This is a genomic window from Nocardia rhamnosiphila NBRC 108938, from assembly GCF_000720425.1.
Classification (GTDB): Bacteria; Actinomycetota; Actinomycetes; order Mycobacteriales; family Mycobacteriaceae; genus Nocardia; species Nocardia rhamnosiphila.
This window is the reverse complement of sequence record NZ_JOAJ01000003.1, coordinates 55,482-73,633: the sequence shown is the minus strand read 5'-3', so window position 1 is coordinate 73,633 and position 18,152 is coordinate 55,482. Positions and strand designations below refer to the sequence as shown.

The following is an 18,152-nucleotide window of genomic DNA, read 5'->3' as shown; positions in this document are numbered from 1 at the left end:
CGTTTGTAAGTGGTCGGGGCCCGCCCCCGATTCTGGACCGACGGAGCGAAGGAGCGCAGCGACTGAGCGGAGGAGGGAAGAATCGGGGTCACAGGGCCCCGACCCGCCCCGCCGGAGGCGGGGCAATTGAACACAGTCTCATTCCGATACCGATTCGGCGAAGGATTCGGCCGGGGGTTCGTCGTCCGCGGGCCAGCCGGGGTAGGGCGGGGGCGTTCCGTCGAATGCCGGGCACAGGCTTTTGTAGGCGCAGTAATCACACAGCCAACTCGGATTAGGTGGAAAATCTCCGGTCCGGCCGGCGGTGCGCACCGCGCCCCACAGGGCGGTGAGGGTGCGTTCGAAGCGAAGGAGTTCGTCCTCGTCGGGGGTGTAGGTGAGCAGTTCGGCGTCGGCCAGGTAGATCAACCGCAGCTGAGTGGGAACCACACCGCGGGTGCGCAGCAGCATGAGTGCGTAGAACTTCAGCTGGAACAGCGCCCGCGTCTCCTGGGTGGGCCCGGGCGCCCGGCCGGTCTTGTAGTCCACCACCCGGAGTTCCCCGGTGGGCGCCACGTCGATCCGGTCCACGAAACCGCGCAGCGGGGCGCCGTCGGGCAGCCGGACCTCGAGCCGGGTCTCGCAGGATTCGGGATCGAACCGGCGCGGGTCCTCCAGCCGGTAGTAGGTGCGCACCAGGGCGCGGACCTCGTCGAGAAAAAGCGCGACGTCGAGCCCGGCGGCGAGGAGTTCGGCCGCTTCGGGGCGTTCGGCCAGCACCCGGGTCCAGGCCGGCTCGGCCAGCGCGGTCGCGTGGTCGGGATCGCGGTCGGCGGCCGGCAGGGTATAGAGATCTTCGAGGACGGCGTGCACGACGGTACCGCGCACCGCCTGGCGGCTCGGCGGCTCGGGAATGCGGTCGATGGTGCGGAGCCGGTACTTCAGCGGGCACTGCTTGAAATCGGCTGCGCGCGAAGGGGACAACGCCGGTCGGGCGGAAGCGGGTGCCGGTTCGAGGCCGGAACCGGCCGGGGGCGTGCTCGGTGGCGCTGACATACCTGGCAGGCTATCCGGCGGCACCGACACGGTGCCGCGCCCGGTGATCGGCTCGGGCGCAGTCCTCATCGTGAACGGAGATCCATGACGGCCAGACGGACCGGGCCATTCGTCGTCGGCGACCGGGTGCAGCTGACCGACGCCAAGGGCAGGCTGTACACGGTGCTGTTGGAACCGGGTAAACAGTTCCACACCCACCGCGGCGCCATCGCCCACGACGACCTGATCGGTGCCGACGAGGGCACCCTCGCGCACTCCAACAACGGCACGCCGTATCTGGCCCTGCGCCCGCTGCTGACCGATTACGTGATGTCCATGCCGCGCGGGGCGGCGGTGATCTACCCCAAGGATGCCGCGCAGATCGTGCACGAGGGCGATATGTTCCCCGGCGCCCGGGTGCTGGAGGCGGGGGCGGGGTCGGGTGCGCTGACCTGCTCATTGCTGCGCGCGGTGGGGTCGGCCGGAGCGGTCGTGTCCTACGAGATCCGCGAGGACCACGCCGAGCACGCTGTCCGCAATGTGGAGCGTTTCTTCGGCGAACGGCCTGCGAACTGGCAGCTCACCGTCGGCGACGTGGCCGATTATGAAGGGGAGCGGGTGGATCGTGTGGTGCTGGACATGCTCGCGCCGTGGGACGCGCTACCGGCCGTATCGCGGGCCCTCGTGCCCGGCGGGGTGCTGATGGTCTACGTCGCGACGGTGACCCAGCTCTCCAGGCTGGTGGAGGCATTGCGTGAGCAGCAGTGCTGGACCGAGCCGCGGTCCTGGGAGTCGATGGTCCGCGGCTGGCACGTGGTGGGCCTGGCGGTGCGTCCCGAGCACCGGATGCAGGGGCATACGGCCTTCCTGGTGAGCGCGCGGCGGCTCGCCGAGGGGGTGGTCACCCCGAAACCGCAGCGCCGGCCGTCGAAGGGCTGAGCGGGCGCGAAGGGCGGTCGCGGGACCACGGGGCCGATCACCGGCTCTCCGTGGCCCCGCGGGCCCCCGATGGTCAGGCGGGCGAGCAGGGGAGCTGCGCGAACCCGAACAACACGCAGGCGCCGGCATCGGACAGTTTCCAGGAGCCGTCGTCGTATTCCCAGGTCATCGGCATGGGCGGTGCGCTCTGGCCGGAGGGGCTGGTGATGGTGGTCTGCCCGGTGGCGGTATCGCCGTCGACCGTGACCTCCCCGACCTGGTAGGTGATCCCGCGATAGGACTGCAGGGCGGCGTTGAGCTTCTCGAGGATGTCCCGCCGGTTCTCGCCGTCGTCGATCAGCTTGACCTTCTCGTCCACCGGCACATCCGGGTTTGTGATCTGCTCGAGGGTGGACTGTAGGCTCTGCGCGGTGGGCGCGGGCGCGGTGTCGCCGTGGTCGTGATCGTCCCCGTGGTCGTGCGCCGCGGCGCTGGTGGTGGCCGCGACACTGCCGGCGGCGGCAGTATCGCCGCCGTCGTCGTCGGACCCGCAGGCCGTGAGGCCCAGCGCCAGGGCGGCGGCCGCGGCAGTAGCCGCCGCGACGCGGGACAATCGCCGTGTCCGTGCGGGAAGTTGCATATCTGGCAACCTTTCGGCTAGTCGGTGAGCATGCCCACCATAGTTGGGTTAGGGGAGGCTAACATGGTGTGACCTGCAGATGGCCGCGGACCAGATGTGATCACGACGAAATCGTGTCGGACAGCGCAAACGGGCCGCGCCCGGTAGCGTTGATAGACCGGGACTGGGAGGAGCAGCACATGAGCCCCATCGAGAATTCGGATTCGGCGGCCTGGAGAGAACTCGAGGCAGTACGCGCCGAAGCGGCTGCACTCCGGAGGCAACTCGCCGACTCACCGGATCGCTCACGGGAATTGGAAGCCCGTATCGATTCGCTGACCATTCGCAACACCAAGCTGATGGATACCCTGAAAGAAGCGCGGCAGCAACTCGTCGCGTTGCGTGAGGAGGTCGACCGGCTCGGTCAGCCACCGAGCGGTTACGGGATTCTGATCGGGGTGTACGAGGATCAGACCGTCGACGTGTTCACCTCCGGCCGCAAGATGCGATTGACCTGCTCGCCGAACATCGACACCGCGACCCTGGCCTACGGCCAGACCGTCCGCCTCAACGAGGCGCTGACGGTGGTCGAGGCCGGGATGTTCGACGCGATCGGGGAGATCGGCACGCTGCGGGAGATACTCGACGGAGGCCGCCGCGCGCTGGTCGTCGGGCATGCCGACGAGGAGCGGGTGGTCTGGCTGTCCGGGCCGCTGTCCAAACTCGCCGAGGCCGACGATCTGGACGATCCGGACTCGCCGATCCGCAAATTGCGGCCCGGTGACTCCCTGCTGGTCGATACGAAGGCCGGGTTCGCGTTCGAACGCATCCCCAAGGCCGAGGTCGAGGACCTGGTGCTGGAGGAGGTCCCCGATGTCGGGTACGAGGACATCGGTGGTCTGGGCCGTCAGATCGAGCAGATCCGCGACGCGGTGGAGCTGCCGTTCCTGCACAAGGATCTCTTCCGCGAGTACGCGCTGCGCCCGCCCAAGGGTGTGTTGCTCTACGGTCCGCCCGGCTGCGGTAAGACGCTGATCGCCAAGGCGGTGGCGAATTCGCTGGCCAAGAAGATCGCCGAGGCCCGGGGTGAGGATGCCAAGGAGGCGAAGTCCTACTTCCTGAACATCAAGGGTCCCGAGCTGCTGAACAAGTTCGTCGGTGAAACCGAACGCCATATCCGGATCATCTTCCAGCGGGCCCGGGAGAAGGCGTCGGAAGGGACGCCGGTGATCGTGTTCTTCGACGAGATGGACTCGATCTTCCGTACCCGCGGTTCCGGTGTCTCCTCGGATGTGGAGACCACCGTGGTGCCGCAGCTGCTGAGCGAGATCGACGGCGTGGAAGGGCTGGAGAACGTCATCGTCATCGGCGCCTCCAACCGTGAGGACATGATCGATCCCGCGATCCTGCGGCCCGGCCGGCTGGACGTGAAGATCAAGATCGAGCGGCCGGACGCCGAATCCGCGCAGGACATCTTCTCGAAGTACCTCACCGAGGGGCTGCCGCTGCACGCCGACGATCTGGAGGAGTTCAAGGGCGACAAGGTGGCCTGCGTCCGCGCGATGATCGAGCGGGTGGTGGACCGGATGTACGCCGAGAGCGAGGACAACCGCTTCCTGGAGGTCACCTACGCCAACGGTGACAAGGAGGTCCTGTACTTCAAGGACTTCAACTCCGGCGCCATGATCCAGAACATCGTGGACCGGTCCAAGAAGTACGCCATCAAGGCGGTGCTCGACACCGGTAACCCGGGTCTGCGGATCCAGCATCTCTACGATTCGATCGTGGACGAGTTCTCCGAGAACGAGGACCTGCCCAACACCACGAATCCGGATGACTGGGCCCGTATCTCGGGGAAGAAGGGCGAGCGGATCGTCTACATCCGCACGCTGGTCACCGGCAAGAACGCCAGTGCCAGCCGGGCGATCGACACCGAGTCGAACACCGGCCAGTACCTGTAACCGGCACCGATACCGAGGCCGCGCTCCCGTGGGGGCGCGGCCTCGGTCGTTGCCGGCCCCGAGGGGCGAGTCGTTGCCGAGGTCCTCGGGGCGGGTATCGGTCGTCGCCTGGGTCCACCTGGAGGTGTACCGCGGGTACACCCTGCGTGCCGCGCAATTCCACCGATCGGGGGACGCCGAGGCGGCGCGGTCGCGGATATGTTCCGAGGGCCAGGCTCACGAAACGCAGGAGTACCCCGTGACCACCATGACCGATTCCGTCCCGCCACGGCCCGATACGCACGTCGACCGCCCCTTCGCCACCGGCCCCGTACTCGGTGTGGCGGCTGTGGCCGCCGTCGTCCTGCTACTCTCGGCGACCCGCTACGGCTATTTCGGCGACGAACTGTACTTCCTGGCCGCGGGCCGGCGGCTGTCGTTCGGCTATGCCGATCAGGGCCCGGTGCTGCCCCTGCTCGCGGCACTGGGGGATACCGTCGCGCCGGGTTCGCTGGTGGCGCTGCGGCTGCCCGCCATCCTCTTGACGGTGGTCGCGATCGTGGTCAGCGCACTCGTCGCGCGGGAGTTCGGAGGCGGTCGCGGCGCCCAGGTTCTCACTGCCGTGGCCTACGCGACCTCGCCGTTTCTGCTCATGCAGGCCAAGAACCTGTCCACCAACGCGATCGACTCCGCCCTGTGGGTTCTCATCACCTGGCTGGTGGTGCGCTGGGTGCGTACCCGCCGCGACGGGCTGCTGCTGGCCGCCGCCGCGGTCACCGCGCTCGATATGCAGGTCAAATGGCTGATCCCGTTCTTCTGGATCGCGGTGGTGGCGAGTTCGCTGGTCTTCGGTCCCCGGGATCTGGTGCGCCGGCCGCTGCTGTGGGCGGGCGGGCTGATCGTGCTGCTGGTGTCGGTGCCTTCGCTGTTCTGGCAGGCCCGGCACGGGTGGCCCCAGCTGGGCCTGGGGGCGGTGGTACGCGCGGAACAGCAGTACTCCGGCGGCCCGGCGACCTTCGTGCCCTTGGCCGTACTGCTCGCGGGAGCGCTGGGCGCGGTGCTGCTGTGCTACGGCCTGTGGGCGCTGCTGCGGCACGAACCGCTGCGCCCGTACCGCTTCCTCGGCGCGACCACGGTGCTGCTGCTCGCGGTGTTCCTCGTCTCCGGCGGCCGTGTCTACTACCTGGCCGGGATGTACGGCGTGGTATTCGCGGCCGGTGCGGTCGCGCTGGCTGCCGCGGTGCGGCGCGCCGAGTCGGTCCGGCGCCGCCGCGTACTGCTCGGCTCGGGCGCGGCGCTGGTGGCGGTATCGCTGGCCCTGATCGCGGGGTCCACGCCCTGGCAGGACCCCGCCGAGATCACACCGCCCGCGAACGATACCGAGGCCGCGCTGAACATCGGGCTGTACGGCGAATTCGGCTGGACCGAACTCGCGGACGCGGTGGTGACCGCGCACCGGTCGCTGACCCCCGGAGAACGGGCCCATTCGGCGGTGATCACGGAGAGCTACTGGCAGGCGGGTGCATTGGATCAGCTGGCGCGTACGCAGCTGCCGGAAGTGCACAGTCCCTCGCGGGGGTTCGGATATTTCGGCGCACCCGCCGACTCGGCCACCACCATGGTGTGTGTCGGCGGCGATGAGGAGCGGCTGCGCGCGCAGTTCGCCACCCTCGAACCGATCGGCCACGTCGACACCCGGCTCGGGTTCCTGGGCAACACCCGTGATGTCACGCTCTGGAAATGCGCGCAGCCGCGGCGCCCGTGGTCGCAGGTGTGGCCGGAATGGATGCACCTGTAGCGGGCTACGCTCACCACCATGAGCACTCCGGAAACCGAGATCTGGCACAATCCGCGCTGCAGTAAGAGCCGGGCCGCCGTGGCCCATCTGGACGCCGCCGGAACCGAGTATTCGGTCCGCCGGTACCTCGACGAGCCGCCCACCGTCGCGGAACTCCGCGTGGCGCTCGACCGGCTCGGCGCGCAACCGTGGGATATCACCCGCACCGGTGAGGACATCGCGAAAGAACTGGGGATGGCCGAATGGGGCCGGACCGAGGCGGACCGGGACCGCTGGCTCGCGGCGCTGGCCGAGTATCCGCGGCTCATCCAGCGTCCCCTCGTGTTCACCGCCGGGCGTGCGATCATCGCCCGTGATGCGGATGCCCTGGATTCGCTGGGCTGAGTCCGCGGTGGTTTGCCGGGGCGTAGCGCGAATGGGTGACGGACTGGACCGGCGCCCGAGAGCGCCGGAGCATTTCGGCATCCGGTCCCCGGCGATCAGGGCCGGTCGGCCGTTCTCCACAGGGAGACGGTGTTGATCGTCCACCGCTCCGGCCCGGGAAACCCGCATACCGTACCGGTACGGACTGTCACCGGGACCGTATGGTCACCGCCCTCGGTGGCGGTAGTGTCGGCTCATGAAAGTTGAACTGCGGCACAACCCGTCGTCGACGGTTGCCCGGTGTGTCCTCGCGGGTGGTGAGCCGGTCCGCGTGGAATCCGGTGCCATGGTGGCGCATTCGGCGGGAGTGAGCCTGGAGGCCAAGGCCGAGGGCGGCATCCTGGCCGGTCTGAAGCGGTCGATGCTGTCGGGCGAATCGTTTTTCGTCTCCACCTTCACCGCGCCGCAGCAGGGTGGCTGGGTGGATGTGGCGCCATCGCTGCCCGGGGACATGCTCGCCCTGCACATCGACCAGGACCGGCCGTATTTCATCAGCCGCGGGGGCTGGATCGCGAATTCGACCGGTGTTCAGGTGGAGAGCAAATGGGGTGGTTTCGCCAACCTGTTCGGCGGTGAGGGCGGCTTCGGCCTGCGCGCGTCGGGCCGGGGTGAAGTCGTGGTCGGCGTGTTCGGGGCCATCGATGTCATCGACCTGGCGCCCGGCGAGCCGGTCACCATCGATACCGGGCATGTGGTCGCCTACGACCTGTCCATCCGGTTCACCATCCGGCGCGCGGTGTCCGGCCGCTCGCTGCAATCGCTCAAATCGGGTGAAGGCCTGGTCTTCGATTTCGTCGGGCCCGGACGAGTCCTGCTGCAAACCCGCAACCCCAGCGCCTTCGCCTCCTGGACGGCCTCGGTTTCCTCCGGGTAGGCGTACCTCCGCGTTCGCTCCGGCCGTGCGCTTTGTGCGTACCTCCGCGTTCGCTCCGGCCGTGCGCTTTGTGCGTACCTCCGCGTCCGCCCCGGCCGACCGCACCTCGCCGATCATCCGTTCGGTGCGACCACCGTGTAGCGCGCGCAGGCGAATTCCCCGTTACCCGCCACCTCGTCGACCCGCAGCTCCAGCCGGCGTGGCAGCAGTGGTGCGCCCGCGCCCAGAGTCACCGGTGCGATCGAGACGATCACCTCGTCGAGCAGGCCGCGATCGGCGAACTGTCCCGCGAGTTCGCCGCCGCCGACGACCCACAGGTTCTTACCGGCCGCCACCTCGGTCATCGACTTGTGGACGAGTTCGACCGGGTCCTGGGTGAAGCGCACATCGCCGTCGGTGCGCGGAGCGAACTCACGATGGGTGCATACCCAGGTCGCGACCTCGTAGGGCCAGGGTTGCGCACTCTCGTTGTCGAGTAGCCACTGGTAGGTGTTGGCGCCCATGACGATCGCGCCGACACCGGCCATGAACGCGGTCATCCCCATGGGCCCGTTCTCGTTGTCGGCCTCCCGGGACAGCAGCCAGTCCAGGGAGTGGTCAGGGGTGGCGATGAAGCCGTCGAGGCTGCTCGCCGTGTAGTAGACGGTCCGCGGTCCGGTCGCCTGGGTGGTCATTCACTCTCTCCTTCGCAGCCAGTCGATCGGGTCGCCCCAGCCGACGGCATCATCGGGTGATGTACCGCGTATCCAGTACCGCACCAGCTGGCGGCGATACGCGGAGTAGGTGAGCACATGCGCGATCACGCTGCCGAGGACGAAACTCTCCGGCGGCTCGCACAGGGCATCGATCAGGGTGTCGCCCCAGCCGCCGCGCCGGTCGATTTCGCGGACCGTATCCAGCCACCGGGGGCCCACCTCGTCGAGACGGGCCATGAGCGCGGGCAGGTCGTCATCGCCGGCCGGCGGGGTGTCGGCTCCCTCGATGGAGGCCAGCCAGCACTCCTTGCTGCGGATCAGATGGTGCAGAACCGCGGCGACCGAGTCCTCGGGGCCGTCCCAGGGCAGCACAATCCCGCTGCTGCCCCGGGCGCGCCGGTACTGCTCCTCGGTCAATCCCGCGGCCGCCTTCACCAGCAGGGCGGTGTCCTCGAGGTCGTGGTGCAGCAGCAGCGCGGTCGGGTCCATATCGGATCGTCCTCTCGGTTCACCTTCGACCCACAGCGACATGGGCGGGTGGAAGTGGATTCCGTTCGCCGCGGGCAGCCAGCGCGGTGTCCGGCCCGTCAGCGGCGGGGTCGCGCTCGGCGGGTGGCCGAACGCGCGGGTGAACGCCCTGCTGAACCCCTCCACCGTGTCGTAGCCCGCGGCGAAGGCCACCTCGGTGACCGCCGCGCCGCCGCCGAGCTGCCAGCACGCGCGCTCGAGCAACACCCGCCGCCGCAGGCCCACCGGGGACTCGCCGGTACCGCGACTGAACTGCCGGGCGAAGTGGTACCGCGAGGCGTACGCGCCGGCGGCCATCTGCCCGAGCGTGGTGTTGTCTTCGTCGAGAACGGCGTCCAGCAGTTCCCGCAGTCGATCCCGTCGGTTGCTCACCCGTCGAGTCTGGCGGGTCGGCCGGCCGGTGCGCTTGACCGATCTTGCGCAGTCCGGCCGGTGGCGCCGGCCGGACCCGCGCCGGCGTTCAGCGGCTGCTGCGTCGCTCGAGGCCCTTGCGGTCGTAGAGGATCGTGAAGACGAGACCGAGAACCAGGCCGATGGCCAGCCCGGCCAGGCTCATCCAGACCCCGCGCGCCAGTCCGGGGTTGCCGTGGGCGTCGAAGTACAGGATGGCGCGGATACCCAGGTAGATCTGGTGCATCGGTTCGAAGGCGGCCAGCCAGGCCATGTAGTGCGGGGTGGCCTCCAGCGGGATGGTGGCGCCGGCCGAGGGCAGTCCGAGCACGATGAACAGGATCAGGTTGATCAGCAGACCCGCCGACCCGAACACCGCGAGTACGGACAGTGCTGTCACCCCGACCGCGAGGATCGCCAGGGCGCCGAAGAGGAAAAGCGCCAGGCCGTGTTCGAGCGGTACGTCCAGCAGGGTGGCGATACCGACGAACAACCCGGAGGCGATCGGTGCCACCACGGCCATCACCCCCCACTTCAACAGCAGGGTGCGGACCCGGGAATGCGGGGCGGTCGGATGGTGCACGAACCACGGGCCGTATTCGGTGGGAACGAAACCCAGCGCCGAATCCACCATGGTGTGCACGATCATGGCGCCGGTGAAACCGGCCAGCACGATCAGCAGGGTGTAGAAGAACGCGGACAGTCCCTGCCCGGTCCCGTCCGGAAGCGGCCGGTATTGCTCGATGAGCACATCGATCGGTTCGGCCAGCATCAGCCGGGACGCGCCGGAGAGCTGGGTGCCGCCGCCGGGGCCGGAGCTCAGTTCGCTGTCGACCGTTGCCGTGAGTTGTTTGCCGACCTCGGCGTTCACCTGTGTCAGCGCCTGGCGGGCGATGATCTGGGTGATCTGGGTGGCGAATGTCCCGGTCCGCGGATTGGTCACGACGGTGATCACCGGCTGCTGGATATCGCCGGGCACCACACTGCCCGCACCCAGTATCGACAGGCGTTTGGACAGATCACTGGGCAGGATGATCGCGCCGTAGACCTCGCCGTTGTCGAGCAGGCGCTGGGCCTCGCCGATGCCGGTGACCCGCAGATCCACCTTGTCCGCCGGGACGCGCGCGGTGAGCGCCGAGGTGATCTGGTCACCGATATCTATCTGCTGTCCGTCGCGGATATCGCCGTCGTCCTGGTTCACCAGCGCGATCGGGAAATCGTGCAGATTCTTCTCCGGGTTGACGACATAGCCCAGATACATCGTCGAAAGCAGGGCCATCAGCAGCGTGACCACCACGATCGGACCGGCCCAGATACGGATACGACGCCGGACCCGGGCGCGGGTGTCGGTATCGCCCTCCCCACTCGGTACGGCGTGTGCGCCGGGTTCGTCGCCGGTGCTGTCGGTCCCCATCGTGTCCTCCGTCGAAGCTGCGGTCCCGGCCCGGGTGCACGGGCCGGTCGTCTGCCGTTACGGCCGGGTCAATGGTGGCAGCTACCCGGGCGCGGAGCGGTACCGCGACCGGGTGTGTCTGCTCACTGTGGCAGGCGTATCAGCGCAGCACGGCGGCTATGCCCGATTCAGGAGCCGGTAGCTCGAATGCCACAGCCACTCCACCGGACCGCGTTCGAACCGGCGCAGCCAGCAGTGCGCGAACAGTGCGATCACCGCGCACACGGTCACGTAGACGGCGACGGTGAACGGCACCCGGGCTTCCGGGGCGAACCGCGCGGCCAGCCCGAACCCCCAGCCGTAGCAGAGGATCGACGCCACCAGATTCTGCAAGATGTAGCAGCTCAGCGCGGCCCGGCCGATCTCGCTCAGCCGGCGTCCGGCGAAACCGGTGCGCGCGCGGCGCACGTAGAACTCGGCGACCAGCGCCAGGATGCCCAGCGAGACCACCGGTGCCACCACATAGCGGGTGATCAGCACCAGGTCGCCGCCGCCGGCCAGACCGGCCAGCAGATCGATCGGCGCGGCCACGCCGAAACCCACGAGCAGGAGCCGGCGCCGCAGGCGCGCTCCTTCGGGCAGGAACACACCGGCATGGAACAGGCGCGCGCCCACCAGGAACAGCACGATCGACAGCGGCAGGATGACGATCGTTTCCACGCGGAACGCCAGTGCGTGCTCGGCCCGGAACAGCACCAGATCCCAGAACGAGCCGTCGGCGTAGGGGTTCGGGGACAGCGGCGCCCGCTTCCCGGGGGCGGCAGGCTCCGCCAGGACCAGCGAGACGGCGTAGAGCGCGATCAGGGTGAGGTGCACGCCGAGCATCGCGTAGAGCCACCGGCCCTGTGCCCGCCCGCTGCGCGTGAGCAGGAACGCGACGATCGCCGCCGTCACGGCGTACCCCATGAGAACGTCGAATTCGGCGATCAGGAGGAAATTGAGCAGGCCGTCGAGGAACAGCAGTGCGGCGCGCCAGGGGTATCCGCCCGGCCAGGGGCGCCCGGCTCGGCGGGCCGAGGTCTGCTGGATGGCCAGGCCGATCCCGAACATCACCGTGAGCAGACCCAGGAATTTGCCCTGGGCCAGTTGTTGCAATACCTTCTCGGCCCACATCCAGCCGTCGGTGGGGGACATCGAGATCCGGTGCAGATATCCGCTCAGGCCCTCGGGGTCGGTCAGGATCCAGACATTGGTGCCCAGCGTGCCCAGGATCGCGATTCCGCGCAGTACATCCAGGGCCGCGAGCCGAGGCGGCCGCGGCGGATTCGGGCCGGGGGAGAGAGGGTCGGCGACGGTGCGGGTCATGGTCAGAGCATGTGGTCGCGGGCTACGCCACGGCATCGGCCGGGAGTACCACTCGACGGATGATTCGCCGTCCGTCGCCTACGCTCGAACCCATGCAGCGCATCATCGGTATCGAGGTCGAATACGGGATCTCCACCCCCACCGAGCCGTCGGCCAACCCGATCCTCACCTCTACCCAGGCGGTTCTGGCCTATGCCGCGGCCGAGGGGGTGCCGCGCGCCAAGCGCACCCGATGGGACTACGAGGTCGAGTCGCCCCTGCGTGATGCCCGCGGTTTCGATCTGAGCCGGATGAACGGTCCGGCGCCGGTGATCGATGCCGACGAGGTCGGCGCGGCGAATATGATCCTCACCAACGGCGCCCGCCTCTACGTCGACCACGCGCATCCGGAATATTCCGCGCCGGAGGTCACCGATCCGCTCGACGCGGTGATCTGGGACAAGGCCGGCGAACGGGTGATGGAGGCGGCCGCCCGGCACGCGTCCAGCGTTCCCGGAGCACCCCGGATGCAGCTGTACAAGAACAATGTCGACGGTAAGGGCGCCTCCTACGGCACCCACGAGAATTACCTGATGAGCCGCGAAACCCCGTTCAACGCGGTGATTCTCGGGCTCACCCCGTTCTTCGTCTCGCGGCAGGTGATCTGCGGGTCCGGCCGGGTCGGGATCGGGCAGTCCGGTGACAACGCGGGCTACCAGCTCTCGCAGCGCTCGGACTACATCGAGGTCGAGGTGGGGCTGGAGACCACGCTCAAACGCGGGATCATCAACACCCGCGACGAACCGCACGCCGACGCCGACAAGTATCGCCGTCTCCATGTCATCATCGGGGACGCCAATCTGGCCGAGATGTCGACCTATCTGAAGGTCGGCACCACCGCGCTGGTGCTGGACCTGATCGAATCCGGCGCCGATCTGTCCGATCTGCAATTGGCCCGCCCGGTCACCGCGGTCCACACCATCAGCCACGACCCCACCCTCCGCGCCACGGTCGCCCTGGCCGACGGCCGGGAACTCACCGGGCTGGCGATCCAGCGGCTCTACCACGAACGGGTCGCGAAGTTCGTCGAGGAGCAGGGTAACGACGACGAGCGGGTGCGCGATGTGCTCGACAACTGGTCGATGGTGCTGGATCTGCTGGAACGCGATCCGATGGAATGCGCCGACCTGCTGGACTGGCCGGCCAAGCTGCGCCTGCTCGAAGGGATGCGCAGCCGTGAGGGCCTGGGCTGGGCGGCCCCGAAACTGCATCTGATGGATCTGCAGTACTCGGATGTGCGCCTGGACAAGGGCCTGTACAACCGGCTGGTGGCGCGCGGGTCCATGAAGCGGCTCGTCACCGAACAGCAGGTGCTCGACGCCATGACCAAACCGCCCACCGATACCCGGGCCTACTTCCGCGGGGAATGCCTGCGCCGGTTCGGCGCCGATATCGCCGCCGCGAGCTGGGACTCGGTGATCTTCGACCTGGGCGGTGATTCGCTGGTCCGCATTCCCACCCTGGAGCCCCGCCGCGGCACCAAGGCGCACGTCGGAAAACTTCTCGACGGTGTAGATACTGCCGCTGACCTGGTGCGACAGCTCACCACCTGAGTGTTCACCGGAAAGGCCCCCGCAGGTCTCGGCCACCGGGGTGGGACGTAATCCGACTACGTGTCGTCCCGGCTGGGTAGTGTTGAAGAACGAGCACAGGGGTGCTCACGATTCGTCCGGTACGCGAGCGCGGCCGGTCGGTGGAAACAGAGGAGGTCGGCTGCGATGGCACAAGAGCAGACCAAACGCGCCGGGGGCGGCGACGATGACGAAGGCGTCGACGGCGTAGACGCCGCGGGTCAGGAGCGGCGCGAGAAGCTGGCGGAGGACACCGACGACCTGCTCGACGAGATCGACGATGTGCTCGAAGAGAACGCCGAAGACTTCGTTCGTGCCTACGTGCAGAAAGGTGGCCAGTGACCGCAGGTGACCCCTTGCGTCTCCAACTGGGGTACGCCCTCTCGTCCTTTTCCGAACATCTGCGGCAACACGCCCCGGATCTCCTGCCGGGTAGCGGATTCGCCGCCCTGAGCCAGCCCACCGCCGCCGGAAACCCCGGCGGCGGTGCCGCGGGGGATATCGCACCGCACGGCACCACCGTGGTCGCGGTGTCCTATCGCGGCGGTGTCCTGATCGCCGGTGACCGGCGCTCCACCCAGGGCAATCTGCTGGCGGGTCGCGATGTGGAGAAGGTCCATATCACCGATACCTACTCGGCGACCGGTATCGCCGGGACCGTGGGCATGGCCATCGAACTGGTCCGCCTGTTCGCGGTGGAACTCGAGCACTACGAGAAGATCGAAGGCGTTTCCCTCACCTTCGACGGCAAGGCCAACAAACTGTCGAAGATGGTGCGCGACAACCTGCCGGCCGCCATGCAGGGCCTGGCGGTGGTGCCGCTGCTGGTCGGCTACGACCAGCAGGCCACCGATCCGGACCGGGCCGGGCGCATCGTCTCCTACGACGTGGTGGGCGGGCGCAGCGAGGAGCGGTTCGGATTCACCGCTGTCGGCTCCGGCTCCATGTTCGCGCGGACCTCGCTGAAGAAGCTGTATTCCAAGGGGATCGGTGCCGACCGCGCCCTGCGGATCGCGGTCGAGGCCCTGGTGGACGCGTCCGACGACGATACCGCCACCGGCGGGCCGGATCTGCTGCGCGGGATCTACCCGACCGCGATCCTGATCGATGACGAGGGCGCCGTCGAGGTGGCCGAATCCCGGCTCGAGGAGATCGCGCGCGGTATCGCCGCCGACCGCCAGGCCGCAGAGGAAGGGAGCGCCCGGGCATGACCCTGCCGCTGTATGCGTCCGCCGAGCAGATCATGCGCGACAAGACCGAGCTCGCGCGCAAAGGTATCGCCCGGGGGCGCAGTGTCGTGGTGCTCGCCTACGACCAGGGTGTGGTGTTCGTGGCGGAGAATCCGTCGGCGACCCTGCACAAGGTCAGCGAACTCTACGACCGGACCGGTTTCGCCGCCGTCGGCAAATACAACGAATTCGAGAACCTGCGCCGGGGCGGCATCCTGCAGGCCGATCTGCGCGGCTACCAGTACGACCGCCGCGATGTCACCGGCCGGGCGCTGGCCAACGCCTACGCCCAGACGCTGGGCTCGATCTTCACCGATCAGCTCAAACCCTACGAGGTGGAAATCTGCGTCGCCGAGGTGAGCTATTCGGACCAGGAGCCCGAATCGGTCCTCTACCGGATCACCTTCGACGGGTCGATCGTCGACGAGCGTGAATACGTGGTGATGGGCGGTACCACCGAACCCATCGTCAGCGCGCTGAAAGAGTCCTACCGGCGGGGGCTGGACCTGGCCGGGGCGATCCGGGTCGCGGTGGAAGCGCTGCAGTCCAGCGAAGGCGCGGACAAGGACAAGCGGACCCTCGGGGTCGGCTCGCTGGAGGTCGCCACCCTGGAGCAGGCGCGGCCGCGGCGGGCGTTCCGCCGGATCGGCCGCGCCTCCCTCGAAGAGCTGCTGGGCTCGGCGGGTGAGGCCGGCCCGGCGGAGCCGGAAACCGGCGGCAAGCCGGACTGAACAGGCCGGCTCCGCGCCGGACGGGTATTCACGGGTCGCGCACCGACAACGGTGCGCGACCCGTTCACGTGAGATGTGATATGCGACGTGCGACGTGCGGTTGGCCGTCCACGACGTGCGGTTGGCCGTCCATGGATTGGCGACCATTGAGCACTTACAGTGCTGTGAGCCTCCCCCGGTCGGTCAAGGCGCACGTGTGCGCGCACCTTGGGTCTTCTCGGGATGATCGGAATCCATATTCGGAGCGGCCCCTGACCCACCTCGCGGAGGCGGGGCAAATGGGCGCAGAACGATCGCCGACCTAATCGTTGCCAAGCCGTATACATCGGGTTTTCCGCACTGACCCGCAGGAATCTCTCCGCGCTGTAACCTCGATAGTGTGCAGCGACGAATTATGGGGATCGAGACCGAATTCGGTGTGACGTGCACCTTTCACGGACACCGCCGGCTCAGCCCCGACGAGGTGGCCCGGTATCTGTTCCGCCGGGTGGTTTCCTGGGGGCGCAGCTCCAATGTGTTCCTGCGAAACGGCGCCCGGCTCTACCTCGACGTCGGTTCGCATCCGGAGTACGCCACCGCCGAATGCGACAGCCTGGTCCAGCTGGTCACCCATGACCGGGCCGGGGAGCGAGTACTGGAGGAGCTGCTCATCGACGCCGAGCAGCGCCTCGCGGAGGAGGGTATCGGCGGGGACATCTACCTGTTCAAGAACAACACCGATTCGGCGGGCAACTCCTACGGCTGCCACGAGAACTTCCTGGTCGTGCGGGCCGGCGAGTTCTCCCGCATCTCCGACGTGCTGCTGCCGTTCCTGGTGACCCGGCAGTTGATCTGCGGGGCCGGCAAGGTGCTGCAGACGCCGAAGGCGGCCACCTTCTGCCTGTCGCAGCGGGCCGAGCACATCTGGGAGGGCGTCTCCTCGGCGACCACCCGCTCGCGTCCGATCATCAACACCCGGGACGAGCCGCATGCCGACGCCGAGAAGTATCGGCGCCTGCACGTGATCGTGGGCGATTCCAATATGGCCGAGACCACCACCATGCTCAAGGTCGGCACCGCCGCCCTGGTGCTGGAGATGATCGAGGCCGGAGTGTCGTTCCGCGATTTCGCGCTGGACAATCCCATCCGGGCGATCCGCGAGGTCAGCCACGACCTCACCGGCCGCCGTCCGGTGCGGTTGGCGGGTGGCCGGCAGGCCAGCGCCCTGGACATCCAGCGCGAGTACTACGCCCGCGCCGTGGAGCATCTGCGCAATCGGGACCGTGACCCGCAGGTCGATCAGGTGGTCGATCTGTGGGGCCGCACCCTGGACGCGGTGGAGTCGCAGGATTTCGCCAAGGTCGACACCGAGATCGACTGGGTGATCAAGCGCAAACTGTTCCAGCGCTACCAGGACCGGTACAGCATGGAGCTGTCCGATCCCAAGATCGCCCAGCTGGACCTGGCCTACCACGACATCAAACGCGGCCGCGGCGTCTTCGACCTGCTGCAGCGTAAGGGTCTGGCCAAGCGGATCACCGAGGACGACGCGGTCGACACCGCCGTCGACACCCCACCGCAGACCACCCGGGCGAAACTGCGCGGTGATTTCATCACCGCCGCCCAGGCGGCCGGCCGGGACTTCACGGTCGACTGGGTCCACCTGAAGTTGAACGACCAGGCCCAGCGCACCGTGCTGTGCAAGGACCCGTTCCGCTCGGTGGACGAGCGAGTGGATCGCCTCATCGCTTCGATGTAGGCCGCGTCCCCGGCGCCGACCCCAGGCCGGTCGGCGCCGGGGGTCGTCTGCCGTCGATCCGCCGAATTTCCCATCGCCCGGGACGCGTACGAAATTTGCCGCGTGAATTCTCACGTGTCGGTGCTCGGCACTAGCGTGCGCCCAATGGATCTTCGGATGAGTTGGATCGGTACCGATCTCGGCCCCTATCGCCCGTGCGACAGCACCTACGATCACTACGCGGTCGAGGCGCTCCCGGCCTTGCCCGATCGCATTTTCGACGGAACGTTCGGTTGGCTGGTACGGGACGAGGTCCGTGCAAGTGTCGGCGCCGACTCGCTGCCGAAAGCGCTGCGGGGCCAGGTCCCGGCTGTTTTCGCCGCCTTCTTCGATCGGCCCGAGCTGCAACAGGCCATCCCGTCGTGCACCGACTGCTATTGGGATGTCAGCGCCTCGACCATCCCCGGTCCGTACGGTGACGGCGACCGCCTCGTCCGGTTTCTCGCCGATTCACAGGACTGTGTGCTGTGGTACCTGCACATTTTGTCCGACGGCACCCACCAGGTTGTCGCTGCCGGCGAACGGTACTGTGACGACGGACCTGTGCCGTCCGTCGCACACCTGAACTCCGCGCTGATCTTGGTGGCCGACGATTTCGAGCGGTTCCTTTACCGGTTCTGGGTCGAGAACACGGCCTGGTTCGAAGTCGTTTACGACGAACTGGACGAGGTCGACTTCTCTCCGGCGGTCCGCGACTACCTGGCCGATCGCCGGAAGGTTTCGTCGACCGCAGACCAGTAAACCGATCGCTTTCCCGCCGGACTCGGAGCGGACGAGGTCTGAGCGTGTGCAGTCAACAGTTCAGAGACCGGTGACCATTGAGCGCTTACAGTGACGTGAGCCTCCCG

Annotated in this window: 17 protein-coding genes; 11 read left to right on the top strand and 6 right to left on the bottom strand. The window is 68.0% G+C overall.

What is annotated here, in order from left to right:
• Positions 1 to 138: 138 nt before the first annotated feature.
• Positions 139 to 1,035 carry a RecB family exonuclease gene (locus IG75_RS0112145; protein WP_030521335.1) on the bottom strand — a complete coding sequence of 299 codons (897 nt, stop codon included), beginning with the start codon at positions 1,033 to 1,035 and terminating at the stop codon, positions 139 to 141.
• Between the two features lie 84 nt (positions 1,036 to 1,119).
• Between IG75_RS0112145 and IG75_RS0112140 the strand changes: the two genes are divergently transcribed.
• Positions 1,120 to 1,953 carry a tRNA (adenine-N1)-methyltransferase gene (locus IG75_RS0112140; RefSeq protein WP_030521334.1) on the top strand — a complete coding sequence of 278 codons (834 nt, stop codon included), beginning with the start codon at positions 1,120 to 1,122 and terminating at the stop codon, positions 1,951 to 1,953.
• A gap of 73 nt (positions 1,954 to 2,026) precedes the next feature.
• On the opposite strand, the gene IG75_RS0112135 is transcribed toward IG75_RS0112140, so the two are convergent.
• Complete coding sequence (locus tag IG75_RS0112135) at positions 2,027 to 2,572, bottom strand: WKL family lipoprotein (protein WP_030521333.1); 546 nt, start codon at positions 2,570 to 2,572, stop codon at positions 2,027 to 2,029.
• 179 nt (positions 2,573 to 2,751) lie between these two features.
• Here IG75_RS0112135 and arc point away from each other — a divergent pair, with 179 nt between their 5' ends.
• The 4 genes from arc to IG75_RS0112115 all read left to right on the top strand — a co-directional run bounded on the left by arc (position 2,752) and on the right by IG75_RS0112115 (position 7,586).
• The gene (gene arc / locus IG75_RS0112130; protein ID WP_030521332.1) at positions 2,752 to 4,512 is read left to right on the top strand and encodes a proteasome ATPase; all 1,761 of its coding nucleotides are present in this window, start codon (positions 2,752 to 2,754) and stop codon (positions 4,510 to 4,512) included.
• A 247-nt stretch (positions 4,513 to 4,759) separates the two neighbouring features.
• Positions 4,760 to 6,289, top strand: coding sequence for a glycosyltransferase family 39 protein (locus IG75_RS0112125; RefSeq protein WP_030521331.1), 1,530 nt, complete (start codon positions 4,760 to 4,762; stop codon positions 6,287 to 6,289).
• A gap of 18 nt (positions 6,290 to 6,307) precedes the next feature.
• Positions 6,308 to 6,673, top strand: coding sequence for an arsenate reductase family protein (locus IG75_RS0112120; RefSeq protein WP_030521330.1), 366 nt, complete (start codon positions 6,308 to 6,310; stop codon positions 6,671 to 6,673).
• 235 nt (positions 6,674 to 6,908) lie between these two features.
• Positions 6,909 to 7,586: a TIGR00266 family protein gene (locus IG75_RS0112115; RefSeq protein WP_030521329.1), complete on the top strand. Its 678-nt coding sequence runs from the start codon at positions 6,909 to 6,911 to the stop codon at positions 7,584 to 7,586.
• A 113-nt stretch (positions 7,587 to 7,699) separates the two neighbouring features.
• Here the strand turns inward: IG75_RS0112115 and IG75_RS0112110 are convergent, their stop codons facing one another.
• From IG75_RS0112110 to IG75_RS0112095, 4 genes are all read right to left on the bottom strand, one after another.
• Positions 7,700 to 8,260 (bottom strand): dihydrofolate reductase family protein, encoded by a 561-nt coding sequence (locus tag IG75_RS0112110; RefSeq protein WP_030521328.1) that lies wholly within the window; start codon positions 8,258 to 8,260, stop codon positions 7,700 to 7,702.
• Entirely contained in the window at positions 8,261 to 9,181 is a 921-nt protein-coding gene (locus IG75_RS0112105) for a helix-turn-helix domain-containing protein (protein WP_030521327.1), read from the bottom strand.
• Between the two features lie 88 nt (positions 9,182 to 9,269).
• The gene (locus IG75_RS0112100) at positions 9,270 to 10,613 is read right to left on the bottom strand and encodes a YhgE/Pip domain-containing protein (protein WP_081876831.1); all 1,344 of its coding nucleotides are present in this window, start codon (positions 10,611 to 10,613) and stop codon (positions 9,270 to 9,272) included.
• Between the two features lie 156 nt (positions 10,614 to 10,769).
• Positions 10,770 to 11,957 (bottom strand): DUF418 domain-containing protein, encoded by a 1,188-nt coding sequence (locus IG75_RS0112095; protein WP_030521325.1) that lies wholly within the window; start codon positions 11,955 to 11,957, stop codon positions 10,770 to 10,772.
• Between the two features lie 92 nt (positions 11,958 to 12,049).
• On the opposite strand from IG75_RS0112095, the gene dop reads away from it, so the two are divergent.
• The 6 genes from dop (at position 12,050) to IG75_RS37335 (ending at position 18,045) form a co-directional block, all read left to right on the top strand.
• Positions 12,050 to 13,549 carry a depupylase/deamidase Dop gene (gene dop, locus IG75_RS0112090; protein WP_030521324.1) on the top strand — a complete coding sequence of 500 codons (1,500 nt, stop codon included), beginning with the start codon at positions 12,050 to 12,052 and terminating at the stop codon, positions 13,547 to 13,549.
• 165 nt (positions 13,550 to 13,714) lie between these two features.
• Positions 13,715 to 13,909 carry a ubiquitin-like protein Pup gene (locus IG75_RS0112085; protein WP_030521323.1) on the top strand — a complete coding sequence of 65 codons (195 nt, stop codon included), beginning with the start codon at positions 13,715 to 13,717 and terminating at the stop codon, positions 13,907 to 13,909.
• Positions 13,906 to 14,778, top strand: a complete 873-nt coding sequence (prcB, locus tag IG75_RS0112080) for a proteasome subunit beta (RefSeq protein ID WP_030521322.1) — start codon at positions 13,906 to 13,908, stop codon at positions 14,776 to 14,778. Before IG75_RS0112085 ends, prcB begins: the two co-directional genes overlap by 4 nt.
• The gene (gene prcA / locus IG75_RS0112075) at positions 14,775 to 15,527 is read left to right on the top strand and encodes a proteasome subunit alpha (RefSeq protein WP_030521321.1); all 753 of its coding nucleotides are present in this window, start codon (positions 14,775 to 14,777) and stop codon (positions 15,525 to 15,527) included. The genes prcB and prcA overlap by 4 nt, the downstream gene beginning before the upstream one ends.
• A 379-nt stretch (positions 15,528 to 15,906) precedes the next feature.
• Complete coding sequence (gene pafA, locus IG75_RS0112070; protein ID WP_030521320.1) at positions 15,907 to 17,265, top strand: Pup--protein ligase; 1,359 nt, start codon at positions 15,907 to 15,909, stop codon at positions 17,263 to 17,265.
• Positions 17,266 to 17,367: 102 nt separating this feature from the next.
• The gene (locus IG75_RS37335) at positions 17,368 to 18,045 is read left to right on the top strand and encodes a hypothetical protein (protein WP_156058870.1); all 678 of its coding nucleotides are present in this window, start codon (positions 17,368 to 17,370) and stop codon (positions 18,043 to 18,045) included.
• The last annotated feature ends 107 nt before the right edge of the window (positions 18,046 to 18,152 follow it).